21 protein-coding genes are annotated in these 21,611 nt (G+C 41.6%); 16 read left to right on the forward strand and 5 right to left on the reverse strand.

All coding sequences use genetic code 11. From position 1 onward, the window contains the following. Window positions 1-59: 59 nt before the first annotated feature. From Q4492_RS10895 to Q4492_RS10920, 6 genes are all read left to right on the forward strand, one after another. Window positions 60-329 carry a hypothetical protein gene (locus Q4492_RS10895; protein WP_303417827.1) on the forward strand — a complete coding sequence of 90 codons (270 nt, stop codon included), beginning with the start codon at window positions 60-62 and terminating at the stop codon, window positions 327-329. Window positions 330-431: 102 nt separating this feature from the next. Continuing rightward, window positions 432-1,181, forward strand: a complete 750-nt coding sequence (locus tag Q4492_RS10900) for an SDR family oxidoreductase (protein WP_303417829.1) — start codon at window positions 432-434, stop codon at window positions 1,179-1,181. A 99-nt stretch (window positions 1,182-1,280) separates the two neighbouring features. Beyond that, window positions 1,281-1,613, forward strand: a complete 333-nt coding sequence (locus tag Q4492_RS10905; RefSeq protein WP_303417831.1) for a hypothetical protein — start codon at window positions 1,281-1,283, stop codon at window positions 1,611-1,613. Window positions 1,614-1,711: 98 nt separating this feature from the next. After that, window positions 1,712-2,194 (forward strand): cupin domain-containing protein, encoded by a 483-nt coding sequence (locus tag Q4492_RS10910; RefSeq protein ID WP_303417833.1) that lies wholly within the window; start codon window positions 1,712-1,714, stop codon window positions 2,192-2,194. 234 nt (window positions 2,195-2,428) lie between these two features. After that, entirely contained in the window at window positions 2,429-2,782 is a 354-nt protein-coding gene (locus Q4492_RS10915) for a DOPA 4,5-dioxygenase family protein (protein WP_303417835.1), read from the forward strand. Between the two features lie 415 nt (window positions 2,783-3,197). After that, on the forward strand, window positions 3,198-3,590 hold the full coding sequence (locus Q4492_RS10920; RefSeq protein ID WP_303417837.1) for a VOC family protein: 393 nt from the start codon (window positions 3,198-3,200) through the stop codon (window positions 3,588-3,590). A 231-nt stretch (window positions 3,591-3,821) separates the two neighbouring features. On the opposite strand, the gene Q4492_RS10925 is transcribed toward Q4492_RS10920, so the two are convergent. Further along, on the reverse strand, window positions 3,822-4,382 hold the full coding sequence (locus tag Q4492_RS10925; protein ID WP_303417839.1) for a hypothetical protein: 561 nt from the start codon (window positions 4,380-4,382) through the stop codon (window positions 3,822-3,824). Between the two features lie 722 nt (window positions 4,383-5,104). Here Q4492_RS10925 and Q4492_RS10930 point away from each other — a divergent pair. After that, the gene (locus tag Q4492_RS10930) at window positions 5,105-6,118 is read left to right on the forward strand and encodes a methyltransferase (RefSeq protein ID WP_303417841.1); all 1,014 of its coding nucleotides are present in this window, start codon (window positions 5,105-5,107) and stop codon (window positions 6,116-6,118) included. A gap of 28 nt (window positions 6,119-6,146) precedes the next feature. Here Q4492_RS10930 and Q4492_RS10935 read toward each other — a convergent pair whose 3' ends face one another. Beyond that, the gene (locus tag Q4492_RS10935; RefSeq protein ID WP_303417843.1) at window positions 6,147-7,088 is read right to left on the reverse strand and encodes a LysR family transcriptional regulator; all 942 of its coding nucleotides are present in this window, start codon (window positions 7,086-7,088) and stop codon (window positions 6,147-6,149) included. A gap of 122 nt (window positions 7,089-7,210) precedes the next feature. Between Q4492_RS10935 and Q4492_RS10940 the strand changes: the two genes are divergently transcribed. The 6 genes from Q4492_RS10940 to Q4492_RS10965 all read left to right on the forward strand — a co-directional run bounded on the left by Q4492_RS10940 (window position 7,211) and on the right by Q4492_RS10965 (window position 15,625). Further along, window positions 7,211-8,392 (forward strand): efflux RND transporter periplasmic adaptor subunit, encoded by a 1,182-nt coding sequence (locus tag Q4492_RS10940; RefSeq protein ID WP_303417845.1) that lies wholly within the window; start codon window positions 7,211-7,213, stop codon window positions 8,390-8,392. 13 nt (window positions 8,393-8,405) lie between these two features. Next, the gene (locus tag Q4492_RS10945; RefSeq protein WP_303417847.1) at window positions 8,406-11,570 is read left to right on the forward strand and encodes an efflux RND transporter permease subunit; all 3,165 of its coding nucleotides are present in this window, start codon (window positions 8,406-8,408) and stop codon (window positions 11,568-11,570) included. Then, window positions 11,563-12,966, forward strand: a complete 1,404-nt coding sequence (locus Q4492_RS10950; RefSeq protein WP_303417849.1) for a TolC family protein — start codon at window positions 11,563-11,565, stop codon at window positions 12,964-12,966. Before Q4492_RS10945 ends, Q4492_RS10950 begins: the two co-directional genes overlap by 8 nt. 38 nt (window positions 12,967-13,004) lie before the next feature. Next, a complete protein-coding gene (locus Q4492_RS10955; protein WP_303417851.1) occupies window positions 13,005-14,012 on the forward strand; it encodes a zinc-binding dehydrogenase in 1,008 nt (335 codons plus the stop codon). Between the two features lie 280 nt (window positions 14,013-14,292). Then, window positions 14,293-14,580, forward strand: a complete 288-nt coding sequence (locus Q4492_RS10960) for a putative quinol monooxygenase (RefSeq protein WP_303417853.1) — start codon at window positions 14,293-14,295, stop codon at window positions 14,578-14,580. A 133-nt stretch (window positions 14,581-14,713) separates the two neighbouring features. Next, window positions 14,714-15,625: a diguanylate cyclase gene (locus Q4492_RS10965; RefSeq protein WP_303417855.1), complete on the forward strand. Its 912-nt coding sequence runs from the start codon at window positions 14,714-14,716 to the stop codon at window positions 15,623-15,625. A 112-nt stretch (window positions 15,626-15,737) separates the two neighbouring features. Here the strand turns inward: Q4492_RS10965 and Q4492_RS10970 are convergent, their stop codons facing one another. Genes Q4492_RS10970 through Q4492_RS10980 form a run of 3 tightly spaced genes read right to left on the reverse strand, consistent with a single transcriptional unit; the run spans window position 15,738 to window position 19,138 of the window. Further along, window positions 15,738-16,976, reverse strand: a complete 1,239-nt coding sequence (locus Q4492_RS10970; protein WP_303417857.1) for a cyclopropane-fatty-acyl-phospholipid synthase family protein — start codon at window positions 16,974-16,976, stop codon at window positions 15,738-15,740. Continuing rightward, window positions 16,963-17,772 (reverse strand): DUF1365 domain-containing protein, encoded by an 810-nt coding sequence (locus Q4492_RS10975; protein WP_303417859.1) that lies wholly within the window; start codon window positions 17,770-17,772, stop codon window positions 16,963-16,965. The genes Q4492_RS10970 and Q4492_RS10975 overlap by 14 nt, the downstream gene beginning before the upstream one ends. After that, complete coding sequence (locus Q4492_RS10980; RefSeq protein ID WP_303417861.1) at window positions 17,765-19,138, reverse strand: NAD(P)/FAD-dependent oxidoreductase; 1,374 nt, start codon at window positions 19,136-19,138, stop codon at window positions 17,765-17,767. Before Q4492_RS10980 ends, Q4492_RS10975 begins: the two co-directional genes overlap by 8 nt. Window positions 19,139-19,275: 137 nt before the next feature. Between Q4492_RS10980 and Q4492_RS10985 the strand changes: the two genes are divergently transcribed. The 3 genes from Q4492_RS10985 to Q4492_RS10995 are packed head-to-tail and all read left to right on the forward strand — an operon-like array spanning window position 19,276 to window position 21,573. Next, the gene (locus tag Q4492_RS10985; RefSeq protein WP_303417862.1) at window positions 19,276-19,887 is read left to right on the forward strand and encodes a sigma-70 family RNA polymerase sigma factor; all 612 of its coding nucleotides are present in this window, start codon (window positions 19,276-19,278) and stop codon (window positions 19,885-19,887) included. Further along, window positions 19,884-20,564, forward strand: a complete 681-nt coding sequence (locus Q4492_RS10990; protein WP_303417864.1) for a ChrR family anti-sigma-E factor — start codon at window positions 19,884-19,886, stop codon at window positions 20,562-20,564. Before Q4492_RS10985 ends, Q4492_RS10990 begins: the two co-directional genes overlap by 4 nt. 43 nt (window positions 20,565-20,607) lie before the next feature. Then, a complete protein-coding gene (locus Q4492_RS10995; RefSeq protein WP_303417866.1) occupies window positions 20,608-21,573 on the forward strand; it encodes a DUF523 and DUF1722 domain-containing protein in 966 nt (321 codons plus the stop codon). Window positions 21,574-21,611 lie beyond the last annotated feature (38 nt).

Below are 21,611 nucleotides of genomic sequence, written 5' to 3' on the forward strand. Positions count from 1 at the left end.
TAAATCGCTATGGATGGTGACCTTCCTACAGAGGACTTTCACCTCATTAGTTCATGCCCATGCTGGGCGTACACAAGTCGCTGCAATTGACAAAAATACCTGCCACGAATTTTGCTTCGCAAAATATAGCGCTAGGTATTTTTGCAACTGAGCTCAGCGTTAGGCTTTTGGTCATGGTAGATATTCGAGAAAAACGGAAAGTAACTATTAGCACGATTAAAGAGATCGGAAATCCACAAATATTCGCTCAACTAGGTTACGATGTTCTCAGTGAGGCACCAGCGATGGGGTTCGAGGGACTGGATGGTCAATCAGTTACAACGGTCTAAATGTGTCGCATGTTGGCCTAATAAAAACAGGCAGCAGGATGCTCGCAAGCTCGCAAGCTCGCGATTCTGCTGTAGACGTTCTGTACTTATACTGGGTGTGAAATGGAATCAAAATTAGTGTTAATAACGGGTGGTAGTCGAGGCATAGGGGCAGAGTCTGCACTATTGGCCGCCAAAAAAGGTTGGGATGTTGTTATTACTTATCGCAATCAAATTTCTGAAGCTGAATCGATTGTTGATAAAATATTACAGCTCGGTCGTAGCGCCTTGGCCATTCAGGTTGATGTAAGTAATGAGCAAGATATTTACGATTTGTTTAAAACTATTGATGAAAAGTTTGGCCGTTTGGATGCATTTGTAAACAATGCTGCTGTAATTACTCCTATATCTTCTTTCGTCGATATGCCACCTTCCAGAATCCGTGACGTCTTTAATACTAATGTTGTTGGAGCCTTTATTTGTGCGCAAGAAGCGGTAAAAAGAATGTCCTGTAATAGTGGGGGCCAAGGTGGGTCTATTGTAAACCTGTCTTCTGCCGCTGCAAGAATTGGTTCACCTAATGAGTTTATTGATTACGCAGCATCTAAGGGCGCAATAGATACTTTAACTTTAGGGCTGTCTAAAGAAGTGGCATCACAAGGCATTAGAGTCAATGCTGTTCGTCCTGGGCTTATTTCTACTGATATGCATGCTGATGCTGGCGATAAAGATAGACCTGAAAAATTGAAAAAATTTATACCCATGCAACGTGCCGGTTTTGCATTAGAGGTGGCTAACTCTATAGTATGGCTAATTTCTGATGAAGCATCGTATGTAAATGGTGCTTTACTAGATGTTGCAGGTGGACGGTAAAACATCTAATAAACACATTAAAAATCGCCCATAAAACGTGGGCTGGACTTGCTAACGCGTGCCTTTTATAGCGGTGTTATGTGTAATGAAGAATGATCAATGAAATCAGAATACCAGTTATTTTTCTGTGATACCTCTGGCACTCATGAGCCAGTAGTTTCGTTTGAGTCAGAGTCACCTTTTCCTACACTCTTTGTCGGTCAGCGTGTGGATGATCATGGCTGGGATAGATTGAGAGGTGTCGGAGTATTAGGTTCTGAAGAAAACCCGATACGTTACACAGTCCATAGCTTGAAATCGGTTGTATTTGTTGAGAATGGAAAAAATATAATCCAAAGCTGGGTAAATTTCAAACCTTACTCTGGTGAAAGGTCACCAGTGTTTGGTAATACAGAGCCTGCAATGTCTTCAAGTGAGGCTTTAGGAAAATGAAAACACATAACAAACACATTAAAAATCGACCACAAAAAAACGTGGGCTGCACTCGCTAACGCTCGCCTTTTATGTGGGCGATGTCTCCGGAGAGAGTTATGGATAAATACCTAATCACTAAAGAAGAAATTGATCAATTTGAAGGTATATCTAAAACTCATTTTCTGAACGAAAACGCGAAACGAACTAATAAGTCTCTTGGTGATCTCGCCGGCTTAACGGGCTTTGGGTTTCATATAATTGAAATTCAGCCCAGCCATGAATCTACAGAGTTTCATAAGCACTACCATGAGGATGAGTGCGTTTATATTTTGGAAGGTGTCGCTGAAGCTCAGATAGGCGAGCAAATATACTCAGTAAAAGCGGGGGATTTTATAGGCTATCGAGCAGGTGGCGAAGCTCATGCACTGAGAAATATTAGTGATTCGATCGTATTAAAATGTATTGTAGTCGGGCAGCGTCTTGATCATGATGTGGGTGATTACCCAAAACTGAATAAGCGTATTTATCGGCATAAAAATATGCCGTGGAACCTCGTCGATATTGATAAAATTGATGAGCCTAATGCAGGTAAAAAATAATAAGTGGGGAGCGACGCTTTTTTCTACACCACACTTGAAGCTTTGGCAAAGGCTGGCCTCCTACTAGGGAGGTTATCATTAGGAAGTCAGCCGAATGCTTAATAAGTGCCAAAGCGAAAGGTTAATAGCCGATGAATGCGTCTAATGGGGGGTAAGCAATACCAACCACTTATAGTGTTAATTGTGCTCGGCTTTAATTAAAATTTGAATCTCTCTATATAAAAAGGTCCGTTAATGGGTATAGAAAACGCTCCTGTTAATCATCATGATTACTATCATGCCCATGTGTATTTTGAACAGGAAACCTTAGCCTTTGCCACAAAGCTATGTGAACAAGCAGGTGAACGGTTTGGCTTATCGATTGGTAGGGCTCACCAAAAAAATGTGGGGCCTCATCCTAAATGGAGCTGTCAAATAAGCTTCTCATCCAGTGAGTTTGATTTATTTATTCCATGGTTAGAGAAAGAACGTCATGGTTTAACCGTATTGGTCCATGCACTAACCGGTAATAACCTAAAAGATCATACGGATTATGCTTATTGGTTAGGAAAGCCGGCAGAACTTAATTTATCTATATTTAAAAACTAACAAAAAAACATACGAAATAAATTGCGTCGGCTGATGCTTTTAGTTCCGTGGCCGACTTCCGGCCAAAGGTTGGCCTTCTTCAAGGGAGACTCTGATGTAAGAGCTCACCCTGAGAGCGAAAGGTCCATGAGTATTAACCTGATTTATATAATGACCTTAATGCGCTTAGATAAGTTTGTTTGCAGAGGGAGGGGGCAGCTCTTGCATCGTGCATATAGGTCACTGATACCTAATTAGGGCCATATTCTTTTAAGTTGATTATTGTGATTTTTGATAGACTTTCACAAGGCGTGTGAATTATGTCACGACCGCTAATAATTGAGTTCTCAGGTGTGTTATATCGCTTAACTTCCAGAGGCAATCCGCACAATGTAAGATCTTACCCTTAAGTTCTTCACACATAAGAGAGTATGGAATGTTTAGTCATGTAATGGTTGGATCAGATGACATTGAAAGATCAAAGAACTTTTATAACTCAGTACTTGGAGTTCTGGGTGTAAAAGAGCCCGTTGTCAATGTTAACGACACAGGGCAGACACGGCTTTTCTATATTCATAATGATTCGATTTTCTGCGTAACTGAGCCAATAAACGGTAAGCCAATGAGTGCAGCAAATGGTTCCACTATTGGTTTTACATGCGATTCGTCAGAGCAAGTAAAAGAGTTACATGACGTTGCCGTAGCAAATGGAGGAACGAGTATTGAAAGTCCTCCAGGTTTGCGAAATAACACAACGGGGAAAAAGCATTTGTGTTATTTCTTAGACCCAGATGGTCATAAAATTTGTGGCATGTACCGTTGCGATTAGCTATGCCTAACAAGGGCATTTAAAGAGCTTGCTCTAGGTGCTGGGGCTAGCGAAGTATATGTTCAGCAAGGCCCAGCCCTCTCATTTAATAGCTTCGATATTGATAGACTATTTGAGGGCAAAAACAACTCAAAATGAAAGGGGTTAGCCCTTTAAACTAGTTTTTTATCTGTATCCAACTGTGATCATTAATGGCCAAGGGTAGGGGAAAGTGGCTTATAATCATTGTTATTACCAGATCGGTTTCCTATAACAAGCAGGTCCTTTATATACGCTTTTCTTCTCTTTACAGTTAAAAAAGTCTTCGAGATCCACTTTAAGTTGACAGAAAATATCCCCGTTACGATCAGGTGATGCAATAATTGTAAGATCTCTATTGCTACCTGTAATCGATAGTTCGTAGACTCGTCCACTAGGCTTACTAAATAATTCAGCTACACCTGCAGCAGATATGTCGATTTCTTCTATCTCCCCTAGAGGCTCTTTATTTTTAATCTTATTATTAAAGGATAGAACTTTTACATCACCGTTTTTATAAATTGCGACTCTCTTATCAAAGAAGGGGTTCTGGGACATGTCAATATAAAATTTTAAGCCCAGAAGCGCTAAAAAAGTATATGTAGGATAGGCCCACCAAAATGAGGTGAGCGTAGCGGCTGACAATAAAACTGGGTATACCCATAGGTATAAGTTATTAATAAGCAAAATATGATTGTCTGCGTAATAGACAGTGATGTGAGGGTACATGCGCCTAATGTAAACTTTCTCAAACTCTTCTTTGTTTAAGTTCATAGTCATTCCTTAACTTAATATTTACATATCAGTATATCTGTCGATCAAAGGGTTAAAACTAAAGCTAAGTTTCTCCAACCAGAAGCAGGTTAAATCGCTGATTAGTCAGAGCCTAGGTTGTTTCCTCTTCTTTTTATTAGCATCGTGTACATCATGAATATCGCTTTCCTCAAAAAGAATTAGTCCACTTCCAAGCAAACAGAGGAAAGGACATGAACGATATTGCGATTAAAACTAAATAGTCTCAACTTTATTCTCCAAGGATAGGTGTAGCTATATTCATACCTGTAAGAGTCTCAGTTTGCGATTCGTTAATCAATATCTGCTTCATGATTGGTGTTGTGCATATGATGTAGCTGAAAAACGTTGCGATGACGGGGTTTCGGCCAAAGGTTGGCCTCCTACAAAAGACCTTTAGGAGGTAGGAACTCACCCTTTATACCCAGAACTGCATTCTCCTTTATCCGCCTGTTTTATCTTCACTATATAGAAGTGTTTATCCTTGCTGAGGGATATGTCTGTCTGCCTTTTATTGGAGGGCTGGTGGAAAAGGGATGAAACAGACTGTCGCTAAAAGTGAATCATATAGGTTTACATGCAGCTGTCTATATTTTAAATATCCTTTATAAACAATAAATTATGTCTATGGCATATAGTTTGCTTTTGATCTTGCCTAACAATAATAAGTAAAGGGGTACGCCGACTGTGGCGTAAAGCATTCTATGTCATCATCTGAAACTAATCCTACTCAACGAATCAATGAGCTTTATTGGGGTTTTGTTATCTCTAGAGCTATTCATGTGGCAGCCAAATTAGGTATTGCTGACCATGTAAGCGGCACGGCTGTCCATGCAAAAGATATAGCTAAACATTTATCATTGAATGAAGATCGTCTTTATCGGTTGATGCGCTTATTGGCTTCTTATGGGATTTTTGAAGAGACCGATAAAGGAATGTTTTTGGCTACACCGCTCTCAAGTTCAATTAGTAGCGACGGTGAGTTTTCGATTCGTAATGCCGCGCACATGGTTACAAAATCTATGTGGGAGGCATACGGCCATTTAGAGCATAGCGTATGCACGGGTGAAGATAGCTATACAGAACTTTTTGGCAAAGGTGTTTTTGAGTACTTAGATGAAGACGCTGAAGAGAATAATCAGTTTGCCAGAGCTATGCATAATTATGCAGAGTTAGAGAATCCTGTTATTGCTGAATGCTGCCCTCTGAGCGATGCGAAAACATTAGTGGATGTAGGAGGAGGGCAAGGAGGCTTTATTAAAGCGCTTCTTTCTCAAAATGAACAGCTTAATGGTACCTTGTTTGATCAGCCACATATTGTCAATCAAGCCACTCATATAGAAGAGCAATCTGCACTTAACTTACGTTTTGATAAGAGCCATGGCAGCTTTTTTGAGAAGATCCCTTCCGGAGCGGATGCTTATGTTCTTAAACGGATTCTACATGATTGGAGTGATGAGGATTGCTGCAAAATACTGCAAACAGTCAAAGCCGCAATGACGCCTGAAAGTAAACTTTATGTGATCGACGCTATTGTACCTGAAGGAAATGTCCCACATTTCTCAAAAGATATAGAAGCTTTTCTTATGACCTGGGGCGGGCAGGAACGTGATAAAGAGGAGTTTGAGAAACTATTTAGCCAAGTAGGTTTAACTCTATCCGCTATTATCGAAACACCTACACCTCTATCGGTACTTGAGGTGCAGCTGCCATCGTAGATGTTTTATAACCTATTCCCATAACGGGCTATTGATACATAGAGTCAAACCCAGGGATGTTATTTTCCCAAATGGGTTTGTCTTTTCCTATGAATTCACGCACGGCATCAAAGAAGAGTTGTGTACGTACTGGTAGTTCGCGATGTGGATAGATGGCATAAAGGTGATTAAATTCAGGTAATTTAATATGAGTCAAAATAGGTGTTAATAGACCTTGTTTAATTTCATCTGAGACTAAAAAGGCAGGTGTTAAAAAGTAGGTACTTCCAGATAGGGCTTTTAAGCGAATCGCATCCCCATCATTTGATCGGAAGGTACTATGGATAGGTACCGCAACTTCTGCACCTTGGTCGTTGATGTAACTAACTTCATCTATACGTAAGGTGTTGCTGGCATAACTTGCCGCAGGTAATTTAGCGAGCTCTTCAAGTGTTGCAGGTTCACCATAAGTTTGTAGGAATTCCGGTGTGGCTAAAATGACTAGGCGGTTGCGAGCGAGTTGGCGTGAAATTAAATTTGATACTTTAGGTTGGCCGATACGAAAAGCAAGATCATAACCTTCACCGACTACATCGACCATGCGATCTTCTAAGTTTAATTCGACTTCTACCTGCGGAAAGCGTTTTTGAAAATCGTTTATTACGGGTAGTAAATAGCGGCGCCCAATAATCGCTGAACTGGTTATTTTTAAGAGGCCGCGGGGTTCAGTGTGATAGTTTTCGGCAATTTGTATAGTTTCACTTAATAAAAAGCGCATTTCGGTGGCTTTTTTGACCATCTCGGCGCCTGCGGCGGTTAAAGAGATAGTGCGAGTAGAGCGGTTAAGTAAACGTACGCCTAACTCCTCTTCCAATTTATTCATCTGTTTGGAAACAACTGAACGATCGATACGGTGAGATTCAGCAACTTTTGCGAAGTTACCGAGCTCTACAACATCTAGAAACATTAGCAAACGACTCGTTGTATCCATTGGATCTCTCTTCTCAAAAGTCTATTGGTGCTATTTTTGCACTAATCAAATGATAAATTGATTCTATTTTAACACATTCATAACCTTTATGATGATTGCAATTAAATTTAGAGGGATAGGCTATGTCATTCAATAAACACAGCAAAATAATTACTATAAGTGTTTTGCTTAGTGCACTCGTCGCTTGTAGTGAGCCGGCAGAACAAGCAAAAGCGCCTGCACAAAGGCCTTTGACGCAAATTGATGTAGCACAAGTCATTTATAAGCCAGTTCAAACTTGGTTTACTTACACGACACGTTTAGAGGCACCTCAGCAGGTTGCTTTAAAACCACGTGTGTCCGGTGTTGTGAATACAATTGATTTTGTTGAAGGTCAGCAGGTAAAACAGGGCGATCTATTATTTAGTCTTGATCCACGTCCATTTGAAGCTCAAGTCGCAAGCTTAAATGCTCAAGTAGCTAGTGCGGTGGCGGAATATCAACAAGCTAAAAGTGAAGCGGCAAGGGCAACACGATTACGTAAACGTGATGCGATCTCTTCCGAAGAAGCTGAATCTAGAGCGACCGCTGCTAAAAAAGCACAAGCGCAAATCTCTGCATTAAGAGCGCAGCTTCAGGCGGCTCAGCTTGATTTAGAGTTTTCGAAAATTACCGCACCTATTGATGGCATTATCTCACGTGCTGAGATTACTCGTGGTAACACGGTGAATGCTAATCAAAGCACACTAACCAGCATTGTCTCTAACCAAAAAATGTATGCGTACTTTGATATTGATGAGCGTACATGGAATAGCAACTTTGAACAGGCTAAAGCCAGCGACAACTTACCTGTTGTTATGCAGTTGTTAGGTAGTGAACAGTTTACTTATAAAGGCCATGTAGACTTTATTGATAATCAAATCAATACCTCTACAGGTACATTGCGTGTACGTGCCACTTTTATTGATGATGATCATAAGCTGCGTAGCGGTGCATTCGCCCGTATTCGTCTAGCGAGCCAAGAAGCAAAACAGCAGGTCTTGATTCCTGAAAGAGCTATAGGCACGGATCTGAAAAACCGTTTTGTATTAATTGTCGATGATAAAAACACATTACAGTATCGCCCAATTAGCGTGGGTGATCGTTATGGTGAATTTCGCGCAATCACGGCTGGTTTAGGTGAAAACGATATTATTGCAGTGAATGGCCCAGCTAAAGTTGGACCCGGTATGCCAATTGAACCACGAACAACTCAGCTAAATGCTGATGCTATCGGGTCAACCTTAAGCGCACCAAAAACCCAAACTCTATTAACGGCTAAGTGATAAGAAGCGGCTCATGAATTTTTCACATTTTTTTATAAAACGGCCGATCTTTGCTGCCGTATTATCATTGGTTATTTTTATCGGTGGTGCCATTTCACTGTTTCAATTACCGGTCAGTGAATACCCAGAAGTTACACCGCCAACGGTTGTTGTAACTGCGAATTACCCCGGTGCAAACCCAAAAGTTATAGCGGAAACTGTTGCAACACCACTGGAGCAAGAGATTAACGGTGTTGAAAGCATGCTGTATATGTTTTCACAAGCGACTAGCGATGGTCGTATGACACTGACCGTCACATTTGCATTAGGTACTGATTTAGATCGTGCCCAAGTTCGTGTGCAAAACCGTGTCAATAGTGCTTTACCGCGTTTGCCGCAGGAAGTGCAGCGCTTAGGTGTTGTTGCGAAAAAAGCATCCCCTGATTTAACTATGGTGGTGCATCTATTTTCGAAAGAGAAAATTAGAGAAGCAGATTATTTATCTAACTACGCCGATTTATACGTAAAAGATCAAATAGCCCGTCTTGGCGGTGTAGGTGAAGTGCGCGTATTTGGTGGTGGTAAGTATTCGATGCGTGTTTGGTTAAATCCAGATGCCTTAGCTTCACGTCAGTTAACGGCAACCGATGTTGTTAACTCACTACGTGAACAAAACCAACAAGTTGCTGCCGGTTCCCTAGGCTCTCAGCCCGCATCTAATTCAGCACAGTTTCAAGTACTGTTAAACGTCAAAGGTCGTTTAACGAGTGTTGAAGAGTTTGAAGACGTTATTATTAAGGTTGACGAAGGTGGGGCAATTACTCGACTGGGCGACATTGCGCGCGTCGAAGTTGGGCAAGATACTTACGCGTTGCGCTCATTATTAAATGGTCAGCCTGCGGTAGCGATACCGGTTTTCCAACGTCCGGGTTCTAACGCTATAGAATTATCGAACCAAGTTCGTGAAACAATGAAAAGACTATCGGAAGATTTTCCTGCCGGTGTTAATTATGACATTGTATATGACCCAACAGTATTCGTTCGTGGATCTATCGAAGCGGTTATAACCACCTTATTAGAAGCGATTGCCCTTGTGGTTATCGTGGTTATCGTGTTTTTGCAAACATGGCGCGCATCGATTATTCCATTAATCGCGGTGCCCGTTTCACTCATTGGTACCTTTGCGGTAATGCAGTGGTTGGGCGTGAGTATCAATACCTTATCTCTCTTTGGTCTCGTATTGGCCATAGGTATTGTGGTAGATGATGCCATCGTTGTAGTGGAAAATGTTGAGCGTAATATAGAGAAAGGGTTATCGCCTGTTGAAGCGTCTCGCGTTGCAATGAGCGAAGTGACCGGACCTATTATTGCGATTGCACTTGTATTACTGGCGGTATTTATCCCGACTGCGTTTATTACTGGCTTAACAGGGCAGTTCTATAAGCAGTTTGCCTTAACGATTACAATCTCGACCGTTATTTCTGCGTTTAACTCGTTAACATTATCCCCAGCATTGTCGGCGTTGCTATTAAAACCGCACGGTGCAAAACCTGACCTTTTAACGCGAATCTTAAACGCTATTTTTGGACGCTTTCTCTTCCGACCTTTCAACCGTCTATTTGAAAAAGGTTCATTGGCATATCAAGCGGTAATTAAAAAGCTAATTCGTTTTAGCGTTATTGTTGGCATCATTTATATTGCCTTATTAGGTTCGACTGCCGGTCTGTTTAATACAGTGCCCGGTGGCTTTATTCCAGCACAGGATAAGCAATATCTGGTTTCTATTGCCCAGTTGCCTGATGCTTCAAGCCTAGATAGAACCGAAGCCGTTGTTAGAGAGATGTCGGCCATTGCACAAGAGGTTCCGGGTGTTGAACACATTGTTGCTTTCCCTGGTTTGTCGGTTAATGGTTTTACTAACAGTCCAAATAGTGCAGTTGTTTTTACACCCCTTAAAGACTTCTCTGAACGTCAAGGGCCTGGATTGTCGGCTGCAGCTATAGCAGGGGAGTTGAATAAACGCTTTTCAGTGATTGATGAAGCTTTTGTTGCTGTTTTCCCGCCACCACCTATTCGTGGATTAGGTACAACGGGTGGCTTCAAACTGCAACTTGAAGATCGTTCAAACTTAGGCTTTGAAACCTTATTTAATACATTACAAACGGTTATTAATGAAGCAAGAAAACGCCCTGAACTGATGGGTCTGTATTCAAGTTTCCGTATTCAAGTACCGCAAATGGATATTGAAATTGACCGTGAACAAGCGATGTTACAGGGTATTGCGTTAGATGAAGTGTTTAATGCATTACAAATATATCTTGGTTCACTGTATGTAAACGATTTCAATATGTTTGGTCGAACTTACCAAGTAAATGCCCAAGCGGATGGTGACTTTAGATTAGATGCTAAGCAGATCTTGAATTTAAAAGTGCGTAATAGCCAAGGTGCTATGGTACCGCTGGGTGCTGTATTGAGTGCGACTCCAACGACAGGCCCAGACCGTGTAATGCATTATAACGGTTACCCTAGTGCTGAACTAAACGGCAGCCCAGGTGCGGGCTTCAGTTCGGACCAAGCTCAGCAAGCGATTGAAGAAGTGTTAGCTGAAAACTTACCTGAAGGTCTTGTTTATGAGTGGACTGACGTAACTTATCAGCAAATTCTCGCAGGTAACACAATGGTATATATTTTCCCATTAGTGGTGCTGCTAGTGTTTATGGTGTTGGCTGCTCAATATGAAAGCTTACGTTTACCATTAGCTATCATTTTGATTGTGCCGATGACTATATTCTCCGCTCTGTGTGGGGTCTGGTTAATTGGTGGTGATAACAACATTTTCACCCAAATAGCTTTAATCGTGCTGGTGGCCTTGGCCTGTAAAAATGCCATATTAATGGTTGAGTTTGCGAAGGAGGAGCAAGAGGCTGGATTGACACGTTTAGAGGCTATTATTCATGCTGGTCGTATGCGTTTGCGTCCAATATTAATGACCTCCATCGCCTTTACTGCCGGTGTTATTCCTCTGGTACTCGCTACGGGTGCGGGTTCTGAAATGCGTCAAGCTATGGGGATTGCCGTATTCTCTGGCATGATCGGTGTGACGCTCTTTGGCTTGTTATTTACGCCTGTCTTTTATGCTTTAGTTGCTAAAAAGTCAGCGACTGAGATTAGTGACAAGAAGGAAGACGCGCATGTTTAAGTTGAACTTAACATCAACCGCTAAGCTTTCTACATTAGCGGTGGCTATAACCTTGGCGGGCTGCGCAAGCAGCTCTAACCTTGGAGAAAGTAGTTTAGAAAAAGAGGCTTTTTTTGCAGCTCAAAGTTATGCCGCTGAATTGACTGAAAGTGGTGCAAATAATCAATGGTGGGAAACCTACCAAAGCCAGCAATTAGATGCTTTTGTTAAGCAAGCACTGGAATCTAATCGTAATTTACAAGCGGCTCAACAGCGCCTAAAAGCGTCCATGGAACAACTTGGTTACGAAGAAGCTCAATATTTACCGCAAGGTGATGTAACCGCATTAGGTAACCGTGAATCAACTGCGGGCGTAATTGAAAGTAATGCTAGTTTAGGTGCCAATTTTAGTTGGCAGCTTGATCTGTTTGGGCGAATCTCCGCTTTGATTAAAGGTGCTGAGGCCAAGAGCTTTCAAGCACAAGAGCAAAAAACACAGTTAGTGGCAGAGATCGTTAGTGGCGTGACCCGAAGCTTTTTTGAGTGGCAAGGTAATCAGTTAAAATTGCAAATTGTAAATCAACAAATTAGCGCGTTAACGGAAAGTATCGATGTATTACAAGCGCGGGTTGATGAAGGTTTTGCTTCTAAGCTAGATATTAATCGGACCTATGCTCAGTTAAATGAGCAAAAAACACTGTTGCCACAGATAGAAACTGCACTGTATCAAAATAAGGCAACATTGGCGGTTTTGTTAGGACAGACGCCTGAACAAGTACAGTTGAGTTTTGAAACAGATCTAATTAACAGTAATCTAATCCAGCCGGTAGCTTTAACTCAGCCAGAGAAAGCGGTGAGTCTACGTCCTGAGATTAGCATTGCCCGCTATCAGCTACTTGAGCAAAGTGCGCTGGCGGATGCCGCAAGAGCGGCCTTGTATCCGGATATTTCTATCTCGGGCTTTGTTGGGCTAATTAATCCTATTGGCGGTCAATTATCGAGTAATGACGATGCTTGGTCGCTGACGCCTCAGCTAAGCTGGTCAATTTTAAGCTGGCCCGCATTAAAGGCGCAGGCAAGAGCTCAAAGTTCACTAAGCCAAGCTGCATTTTCTGATTATGAAAATACGATTGTTAGCATTATTGCTGAATCACAAACCGCGTTGGTTAGCATGAAGCAGTCAAAAAACCTGCATGAGTTTGCAGAAAAAAGACTACATCACGCTGAAATTGCACATGAACAGGCCAAGGCAATGTATGAAGAGGGGCAGATGCCTTATCTAGATTTATTGTCAGCTCGTCAAGATGCCTTAGTTGCTAAACAAGCAGCGGTTGATGCAAAAATCGCCTTTATGCTCGCTAAAATCTCTACTTACAAAGCGTTTAGTGGTGGTTGGAGTAGAACACTAGTGTTGTAACTGGTGTTTATATTAAGAAAAAAGAAAAGGTAATAATTGTGGTTAACATAGCCAGCACGATGCAAGCAATCACCTTGGGAGAAGTCGGGGATGACTTTTCTTTGGTAAAGCAGGAGATGCCCACGCCGCAGCGGAAAGAAAGTGAACTGCTGATTCGTGTTGAATATGTTGGCCTTAATCCCATTGATGCAAAGTTAGCTAAACATGGTTTCCCTGATTGGCAATATCCGCATATTTTGGGTTTAGACGCTGTAGGTACCGTGGTGGATGCCCCTGTCGGTGTAAGCCCTAATATTGGTGATCGAGTGATGTGGCATGCCAATATTAAGCAACAGGGGATGTTAGCAAACTATGTTGCAGTACCTAATTTTGCAGTCTCTAAATTACCTGAAGGACTCGCACCTGAAGTTGCTGCTGCTCTGCCTTGTGCCGGAATGGCAGCTATTTTCGCTCTAGATAAATTGCAAATCCAAGAGGGTGAGAACTTGCTGATAGATGCAGGTGCGGGAGCGGTTGGTCAATTTGCTATTCAATTTGCGAAACAGCGTGGTGCTACGGTCTTTACTGTCTCAGCTAAAAATACTCATGCTTATTTGAAAAAAATAGGCGCTGATAAGTGTTTTGATTATAACGATAAAAATTTACTTAAAAAATTCAAGCTAGCATTAGGGCATAGTCAATTTGACGCTGTTGTTGATACTGTAGGTGGCGCAAATACTATTCGTAATATAGAACTATTACGTTTTTGCGGAAGAATTGCCTGTTTAAATGGTTTGCCTGAATTACCCTCCTCATTGTTATTTTATAAAGCCCCGGTTATTAATATTGTTTCTTTAAGTGGCGCTTGGTTAACCGAAAGCTTATGTGCTCAACAAAAGATGAGCTTTATGGGTAATTTGTTAATGAATAGCGTTAATGATGGCAGTATTAAAGCGCCTAGCATTATTCCTGTTTCGTTTGAGGCTGAGGAAATTACTCAAGCTTTAAAACAGCAGCTAAAAGGTTGTGTTTTTGGCAAGCAGGTAGTGCAAGTTCCGACTCAGTAAAACCTTACTTGGTTTGCTTGAAGTGATTCTGCTTGATCCTCAACGTTGCCGTCTTTTATCCTCCGTTACTAAGCGTCCATTTTAAAGTGGTAGGCAACTTGAAAGCGTGATTTTAGGTAAAGCTCTGCCTAGAAAATCTTATGCCTACACAGCTTATATCTGCAAAAATAAGCTTGAAAGTCCTTTCTCCTGTTTGTTTATATTCTGTGAATTTTGTTGCTTTAACGCTAGTGATAGTCCAGTTTGTTAAGCTGACCTTGTCTGTTTTAGAGGGGAAGTTTTGCCTAAAGTTATACTGCAAGGGTTTATTCTTGTGCCTGACTCCGATCTTGAGAGAGTTAAACGTGAGCTGCCAAAGCATGAAAAACTCACCTTAGAAGAATCCGGTTGTTTAGTTTTTATGGTGACTCCTGATCTAGTTAATAGAAATAAATTTAATGTTTATGAAGAGTTCGTGAGTCGTATGGCTTTTGATCATCACCAAGCCAGAGTTCGATCCTCTATATGGGGGGAGGTGACTCAAGGTGTTGAAAGGCATTACCAAATCAGTGAAGAGGTTTCTGTGTAGGCTTGTCCGTCAGTAGGCATATAGGTTGTGTGAAGTATTAGTATGCTACATTAAGAGATGTTTTTAATAGCAGCTCGAAACTAGTAATCAGTTATAGCGATCCTTATGCATATTCTAGTGAGTAGGTGAATAAGTGGAAAATTCCCATGAAGCTTTAAGGCTGATTCTCGATTCAATTACTGAACATATTGTTGTTATTGATGATATGGGAACGATTCAGTATGCCAATAAAAGTTGGTCGGATTTTGGTAGTAACAATGCTTGCTCCGTTGGTGAAAATTGGCGGGGTATTAATTACATTGATGAATGTGATAAAGCTGCGGCAATGGGGGATGACTTCGGAGAAAAGGCAAGAAATGGTATTTTAAGTGTTATTAACAAAGAGACGCCCGCGTTTTACTTTGAATACCCCTGTCATAGTCCGGATGAAAAACGTTGGTTTATGATGCGAGTAACTGCGCTGCAGATGTCGTGTCAGGATTACTTTGTTATTTCACACCAAAACATTACCGAGAGAAAATTGGCTGAAGAAGAGGTAAGAAATCTTGCTCGGCTTGATGGGCTTACTGATATTCCTAATCGCCGAGCTTTTGATGAGTTTCTTTATAATGAGTGGCGGCGATGTTTAAGATTAAAACAACCTATCAGTTTAGCAATAGTCGATTTAGACCATTTTAAACTTCTCAATGATATCTATGGGCACCAATCGGGTGATGAGTGTTTAATCAAGATAGGTGCCTTATTGAAAGAGTTTGCTAGTAGACCCGGCGATATTTGTGCGCGATACGGCGGTGAAGAGTTTGCTTTGGTATGGGGAGGGACTTCGCTTGAACAGGCTGAAACGCTTTCAAATAGATTGTTGGAGGAAATTCTTGCTCTAAATATCAATAATAGTGATTCACCTATCAACAAGTACCTAACGGCCAGTGTGGGTTTAGCTGAGATGGTTCCCCACTTAGGTTGTAATGAGGAAGAGTTGATTAGCAAAGCCGACAGCATGCTATATAAAGCGAAAGATCAGGGTAGAAATAGAGTTGAATGTTAGGCGATAAAAATATGATGTGTTGATCTTCTGAATCAACATGATTAAGCATCGCCTCAAGGCTGCTAAGCAGCCCATATGGCATTATTCAGCTAAGATCATTCTCTTGTGGGCTTTAAAGCTTATCGTCCGCGTGGGCTAATACATAGAGTCCTACATCAATAGAACCATGTTCAAAACCTCCCTCACAGTAAGCTAGATAGTAGCGCCATAAACGGTGGAAGGTTTCATCAAACCCTTGTGCTTTAATATCTCCCCAGGATTTTTCAAAATCGCTATACCATTCGCGTATAGTTCTGGCGTAGTCTTTACCGAATAGTTGATGTTTTTTAAGTATAAAGCCATGTTCGCTTAGTTTTTCTTTAAAGGCTGATACGCTAGGTAGCATACCGCCAGGGAACACATAGCGTTGGATGAAATCGGCTTGTTTTCTGTAGCTATGGAAGCGCTCATCCTCGATGGTTATCACTTGCAGTACAGCTTGGCCTCCAGGTTTTAATACGCGTTTTAACGTTTCAAAATAAGTATCCCAATGGGCTTCACCGACCGCTTCAAACATCTCAATAGAAACCACCGCATCATATTGGGTATGGAGGTCACGGTAATCGGTTAAACTCAGATGGACTTTATCGGTAAGATTATCATCTTTAATACGTTGTTTAGCCCATTTTAGTTGTTCTTGGGATAAGGTTATGCCGTGAATTTTTAGATCATGCTCTTTGCTTGCTTGGGCTGCAAAACCTCCCCAGCCGCAGCCTATCTCGACCACATGCTCACCCGGTTGGGCATTGAGTAGTTCGAGAATGCGCGCGTTTTTTCTTTGTTGAGCTGATAGAAGGGGTTCGTCTGAGTGACTATATAACGCAGAAGAATAGGTCATAGAACTATCAAGCCAGTGTTTGTAAAAATCATTCCCTAAGTCGTAGTGGGCTGCGATATTTTTCCGGCTTCCCGTCAGTGTATTGTCGCGCGTCCAGTGATAGATATTGTGGAGTGTACTTGTCACTATGCGTGCTTTAGATAGGTCCGCTAGGGAGCTTTCATAAGCGAGCGCCCATTTTACTAACTCTGTAAGATTTGAACTTTCCCATTCTCCCGCTAGGTAGCTTTCTGAACCACCATTGATACCGCCAAAAAATAGGCGATAGAGTGGTCGAAAGTTGTTTAATTGGATATCGGCTTCTGGCTGACTATGACCAATCTTGCATGTAAAACCACTTGGTAGCGTTAGGCGAAGTGTGCCTTGATGACCATTCAGTTTTTTATGGAATAGACTAAGGAGCTTTTTTTCAAACCAAGTGGCTTGAGAATAGGGAGCTTTAAGGGGTGTTGTTTGCTGCTCATAAGCTTTCATAATGGGTCACTCCGCTTTTGTCCTGCCAGCTAATACTGTGTTTTTGTCGCGTATCTCTAGGCTGTAAACTTAGTTTTTTGCGCCATAACCTGAGTGCTTCCCAATGGATAGCTAGAATGACTTTTAAGGTCATTAGGGGGTATTTAAAAAACACTTTTAGTAAGGTTTTATCCGTTAACTCGCTTTGGGTTCCCGTAAATGTCGCTTGCAAAATAGGTTGCCTTGCTCCTAGTGTTGATTGCTCTGTTTGTCGAATGCTGACGGCGACCTTATCTGAAGGTGGGGAGATACGAAAAGAGTAGGCTGTATCCATAGGTATAAAGGGGCTCACATACATCTCTTTATTGCAGGAATGCCGTATTTGATCGGTTTTACTATCAGCCTCAAGCAGGTAAGTATGTCGCGAGCCGAATGTATTACTGACCTCGTAGAGGATCACGTCTAATTGATCATCTTGGTTGTAACAGAAATACACGCTAAGTGGATTGAAAGCATAGCCTAGAATACGTGGGTAACAGAGTAGGCGTATTCGATGTGTTGCTTGGTTATAACCCCGTTGAGTTAGTAACTGACGGATGTTTTCAGCTAAGTTGCCGTGACCGCTACCATGATCTTTTTCATTAAATGAAAAAAGATTAAAACGGTTAATAGAGAGCCATCTAAATCGGTCTAAACGGGGTAGCTCATCTATATCTAGGCAAAGTGAGAAAACCTTATAGATAAATCGGTGTTTTGCAGGGCGAAAACGATGATGCATAACGGCCCCTTGATAGAGGCAAGAGCTTAATTTAACCATGGGCTTTAACCTGTTCAGCTGGGGCTGTTTCTCTACTTTGTGGTTTGCTAACAAAAATGCGACTATTTTTGTCTTCGAGTGTCCAAGGTCGAGGTATACCGCCAAGCTGTTCAGCTACGGCGAGACCCGCTTGCAACCCGTCTTCATGGAAACCATAGCCAAAGTAAGCACCACAAAACCAAGTTCGCTTTTTGCCTTGTAGTTGCCATAACTCTTTTTGCATATTAAGAGCACCTTGAGAAAACTCAGGATGGTCATAAAAAAAGGTGCGAATGATGCTTCCATCTTGAGGATCTTTTAGCGGGTTAAGTGAAAGAAATAGAGGCTGCTCAGTGTTAAGCGGTTGTAATTGGTTCATCCAATAAGTTACTGATACCTCTTGAGATTGATCCCGTTGTCCAGTGGATATGTAGTTCCAGCTTGACCAAACCGCTTTACGTTTTGGCATTAAGGATGGATCTGTATGTAAATATGCTTTATTACGCTGATATGGGAAGTGGTTAAGCAGGCGTTTCTCATCATCCGTTGGCGCCTCTAATAAAGCGAGGGCTTGATCCGAATGACAGGCTAGCACTATATCATCGTAGTATTCACGTTTACCGTGTAGATCTTCAATAATCACATGATCGTCACAACGAATAACTTTGTGAATACGGCTATTTAAGCGGATTTTATTCTCTAGGGAATCGGCTATTTTATTAACATAGCAGTGACTTCCGCCAATTACTGTTTTCCATTGAGGGCGATCTTTAAGCTGAGCCAGTCCATGGTTTTTACAGAAGCGGAGAAAACTGCTGGCCGGGTAGTTCAACATTTTTTCTACAGGCATTGACCAGATCGCGGCACCCATAGGTAGTAGGTGATTATAAATAAAAGCATCACCATAGTTATGCTGGTGTAAAAGCTCTCCTAAGGTCAGTTCATTGATATCTGACTGAGCTAGCATTGTGTTTGCATCGTTATAAAATCTAAGCAGCTCACGAACCATTTGCCAAAAACTAGGCTTTATCATATTGCGCTTTTGCGCGAGTAAACCGGATAAACCTGTACCAGAATATTCCAGTGCACCTTGGTTAATCGATACAGCGAAAGACATGTCCGTTTCACAGGTATTGATTTTTAGTGTTTCAAAAAGCTTCACTAGGTTCGGGTAATTTGGAGGGTTAAAAACAATGAAGCCTGTATCTACATCCACCTGCTTACCTTGAATATCACAAGTGACTGTATTTGAGTGCCCACCTAGTCGATCGTCCTTTTCGTACAGTGTTACATCGTGTGCCTTGTTTAATAGCCAAGCACAGCTTAGTCCTGAAATACCAGAACCGATCACTGCAATTCTTTTTGGACGAATAGAGGCAATATTCATTTTATGATCCATATTTAATTATATATTCATCGTTTGTTACGCAGGGTGAAGAAAAAAAGATCATGTACTATGCATATATATTTTCAGTTATATGATTTGGGGTGATCCAATCTTTGTAAGGTATCGTAAGGGATAGTATGGAAAATAAACCACCAGGTGAAGATGTGGAAAATGTTGTAGCTATGCCATCGATGTCAAACCGTCTAAGCGGTGCAGATCCCGATTGGAGCGAGATGCTATCTCGTTTAGCGGAGAGTAAAGATAAAACGCTGTATATAGCGTTGTTTCGGCATTTTGCGCCAAGAGTTAAATCTTACCTTATACGTCTAGGGCTTGTGGATACAGTTGCAGAAGAGTTAATGCAGGAGACCATGCTCGCTGTTTGGCGTAAATCTCATCTTTACAATAGTAATAAAGCTGCCGCGAGCACTTGGATATTCACCTTGGCTAGAAACAAAAGTATCGACTTAATGCGTAAGCAGAAATATCCAGAATACGATCTGGAAGAGTGGCAAGAAGAGCCAGATCATCAGGATAACCCATGTGAGCAAGGGGTTATTTCTGACAGGATGAATAGTGCGATTAACACTTTACCGGAAAACCAAGCACAGGTTATCTATATGTCTTTTTTTGAAGGGCGATCTCACGCAGATATCTCTGATCGTCTAGGCGTGCCTTTAGGTAGCGTCAAATCAAGAATTAGGTTGGCATCTGAAAAGTTAAAAACTATGTGGAGGGATGGTGTATGAATATTAAGCATCATCTTGATGAGGCAACATTAGTTAGCTATGCCGCGGGCTCAATGTCCCAAGCAATGGCTTTAGTGACCGCTTGTCATCTCTCTATGTGCCCCCAGTGTCGTGAACGATTAGCTCACTCTGAAGCAATGGGAGGTGTTATATTAGATGCTTTACCACCAGCAGAGGTCGCTGAGGATTCACTACAGAAGCTATTAGCCTGTATTGATGAGGAATCTGATATAGAGGCGGTGCTGTTGGATCGTCCTGATATCAATAGGCCTCATAAAGATCACAGTGATAAAGGTATCCCAACAGCCTTAGGGGATTATATTGGTGGTTCATTGGCAAATGTTGAATGGAAACGAATAGTCCCAGGTGTGTATTTTCATGATCTTCCCTGTAAAAGCGAGCGGGGCGGTGTATCACGATTGCTACGGATTGCCCCAGGCAAGGCTATGTTGCCTCACAGTCATGATGGTAATGAACTAACCTTAATATTGCAGGGGTCTTTTTCTGATGAAATTGGCCGCTTTACAGTGGGTGATATCGCTGACCTTGATAGTGAAGTGGAGCATCAGCCGCTGGTGGATAGTGATGTGGATTGTATCTGTTTAATTGCAACGGATGCACCACTCAAATTTAGTACATTACTAGGAAAGATTGTTCAGCCGATGACCGGTTTTTAAATAGTCTTTGAGCCGAATAATTAAGTATTTAGAGGGTGTTGGAATGGAAATTAGTGAGCTTAAACTCTCAATTCCTGTCGGTGTTAGTGCTTGTCTTCTTGGGCACAAAGTTCGCTATGACGGTGGTCATAAGCGTTCCAAGTATTGCTTGAATGTATTGAGTGAATGTTTCGATCTAAAACCTTTTTGTCCGGAAGTTGCCATAGGATTGAGTACTCCCCGTGAACCTATACGTTTAGTCGGCAGTGCTGAGGCTCCACGTGTTGTTGGGGTTAAGGATCCTACACTTGATGTGACTGATCGGCTTACGGCTTATGCTGATCAAGTGAGCAGTACAGAGAAAGACCTTTGTGGTTATATATTAATGCAGGGCTCGCCTAGTTGTGGCATGGAAAGAGTCAAGGTTTACCATGAAAATGGGATGCCTAATGTATCCGGTAGCGGCGCTTATGCGGCAAGATTAATGAAGCATAATCCAGCCTTACCGGTGGAAGAAGATGGTCGTTTAAATGATGCCGTACTGCGGGAAAATTTTATTACGCGGGTCTTTGTTTACTATAACTGGCAACAGGAGGTTATGAGTGATCCTAGCTTACATAAAATTATTCAGTTCCATAGCCGTCATAAGTATCAATTAATGGCGCATAGTTATGAGGGGTATAAGCAGTTAGGTAAGTATCTAGCGGATGAAGCATGTAAGCAGTCTGTAGATGAGGTTGTACAAAAATATATTCTTGATCTGATGACCTATCTGACCAAAAAAGCGGACCGTAAAAGTCATACCAATGTGCTTATGCATATTATGGGCTACCTCAAAAAAGAGATTGATGCCGAAACTAAACAGGATCTATTAGAAGCGATTGAGCAATATAGAACCAATAAAGTGCATTTAGTTGTTCCTTTAGCATTACTCAAACATTATTTAAAACGACATGGCTCTGATTATATTAAATCCCAAGCTTATCTTGATCCTTACCCCCATGAGCTTGGGTTAAGAAATTATATCTAACAGGGTTCTTTCCTATGGAACTGGCTTAAGAGCTGCGT

Source organism: Neptuniibacter sp. 1_MG-2023, from assembly GCF_030547185.1.
Lineage (GTDB): Bacteria > Pseudomonadota > Gammaproteobacteria > Pseudomonadales > Balneatricaceae > Neptuniibacter.

What these genes read in the sequence shown, in the direction of transcription:
- Q4492_RS10930 (WP_303417841.1), top strand. Translation starts at nt 5,105, where the DNA reads ATGTCATCATCTGAAACTAATCCTACTCAACGAATCAATGAGCTTTAT.
- Q4492_RS10985 (WP_303417862.1), top strand. Translation starts at nt 19,276, where the DNA reads ATGGAAAATAAACCACCAGGTGAAGATGTGGAAAATGTTGTAGCTATG.
- Q4492_RS10900 (WP_303417829.1), top strand. Translation starts at nt 432, where the DNA reads ATGGAATCAAAATTAGTGTTAATAACGGGTGGTAGTCGAGGCATAGGG.
- Q4492_RS10905 (WP_303417831.1), top strand. Translation starts at nt 1,281, where the DNA reads ATGAAATCAGAATACCAGTTATTTTTCTGTGATACCTCTGGCACTCAT.
- Q4492_RS10975 (WP_303417859.1), bottom strand. Translation starts at nt 17,772, where the DNA reads ATGGTTAAATTAAGCTCTTGCCTCTATCAAGGGGCCGTTATGCATCAT.
- Q4492_RS10945 (WP_303417847.1), top strand. Translation starts at nt 8,406, where the DNA reads ATGAATTTTTCACATTTTTTTATAAAACGGCCGATCTTTGCTGCCGTA.
- Q4492_RS10950 (WP_303417849.1), top strand. Translation starts at nt 11,563, where the DNA reads ATGTTTAAGTTGAACTTAACATCAACCGCTAAGCTTTCTACATTAGCG.
- Q4492_RS10995 (WP_303417866.1), top strand. Translation starts at nt 20,608, where the DNA reads ATGGAAATTAGTGAGCTTAAACTCTCAATTCCTGTCGGTGTTAGTGCT.
- Q4492_RS10940 (WP_303417845.1), top strand. Translation starts at nt 7,211, where the DNA reads ATGTCATTCAATAAACACAGCAAAATAATTACTATAAGTGTTTTGCTT.
- Q4492_RS10935 (WP_303417843.1), bottom strand. Translation starts at nt 7,088, where the DNA reads ATGGATACAACGAGTCGTTTGCTAATGTTTCTAGATGTTGTAGAGCTC.
- Q4492_RS10925 (WP_303417839.1), bottom strand. Translation starts at nt 4,382, where the DNA reads ATGAACTTAAACAAAGAAGAGTTTGAGAAAGTTTACATTAGGCGCATG.
- Q4492_RS10990 (WP_303417864.1), top strand. Translation starts at nt 19,884, where the DNA reads ATGAATATTAAGCATCATCTTGATGAGGCAACATTAGTTAGCTATGCC.
- Q4492_RS10980 (WP_303417861.1), bottom strand. Translation starts at nt 19,138, where the DNA reads ATGAATATTGCCTCTATTCGTCCAAAAAGAATTGCAGTGATCGGTTCT.
- Q4492_RS10915 (WP_303417835.1), top strand. Translation starts at nt 2,429, where the DNA reads ATGGGTATAGAAAACGCTCCTGTTAATCATCATGATTACTATCATGCC.
- Q4492_RS10970 (WP_303417857.1), bottom strand. Translation starts at nt 16,976, where the DNA reads ATGAAAGCTTATGAGCAGCAAACAACACCCCTTAAAGCTCCCTATTCT.
- Q4492_RS10895 (WP_303417827.1), top strand. Translation starts at nt 60, where the DNA reads ATGCTGGGCGTACACAAGTCGCTGCAATTGACAAAAATACCTGCCACG.
- Q4492_RS10910 (WP_303417833.1), top strand. Translation starts at nt 1,712, where the DNA reads ATGGATAAATACCTAATCACTAAAGAAGAAATTGATCAATTTGAAGGT.
- Q4492_RS10920 (WP_303417837.1), top strand. Translation starts at nt 3,198, where the DNA reads ATGTTTAGTCATGTAATGGTTGGATCAGATGACATTGAAAGATCAAAG.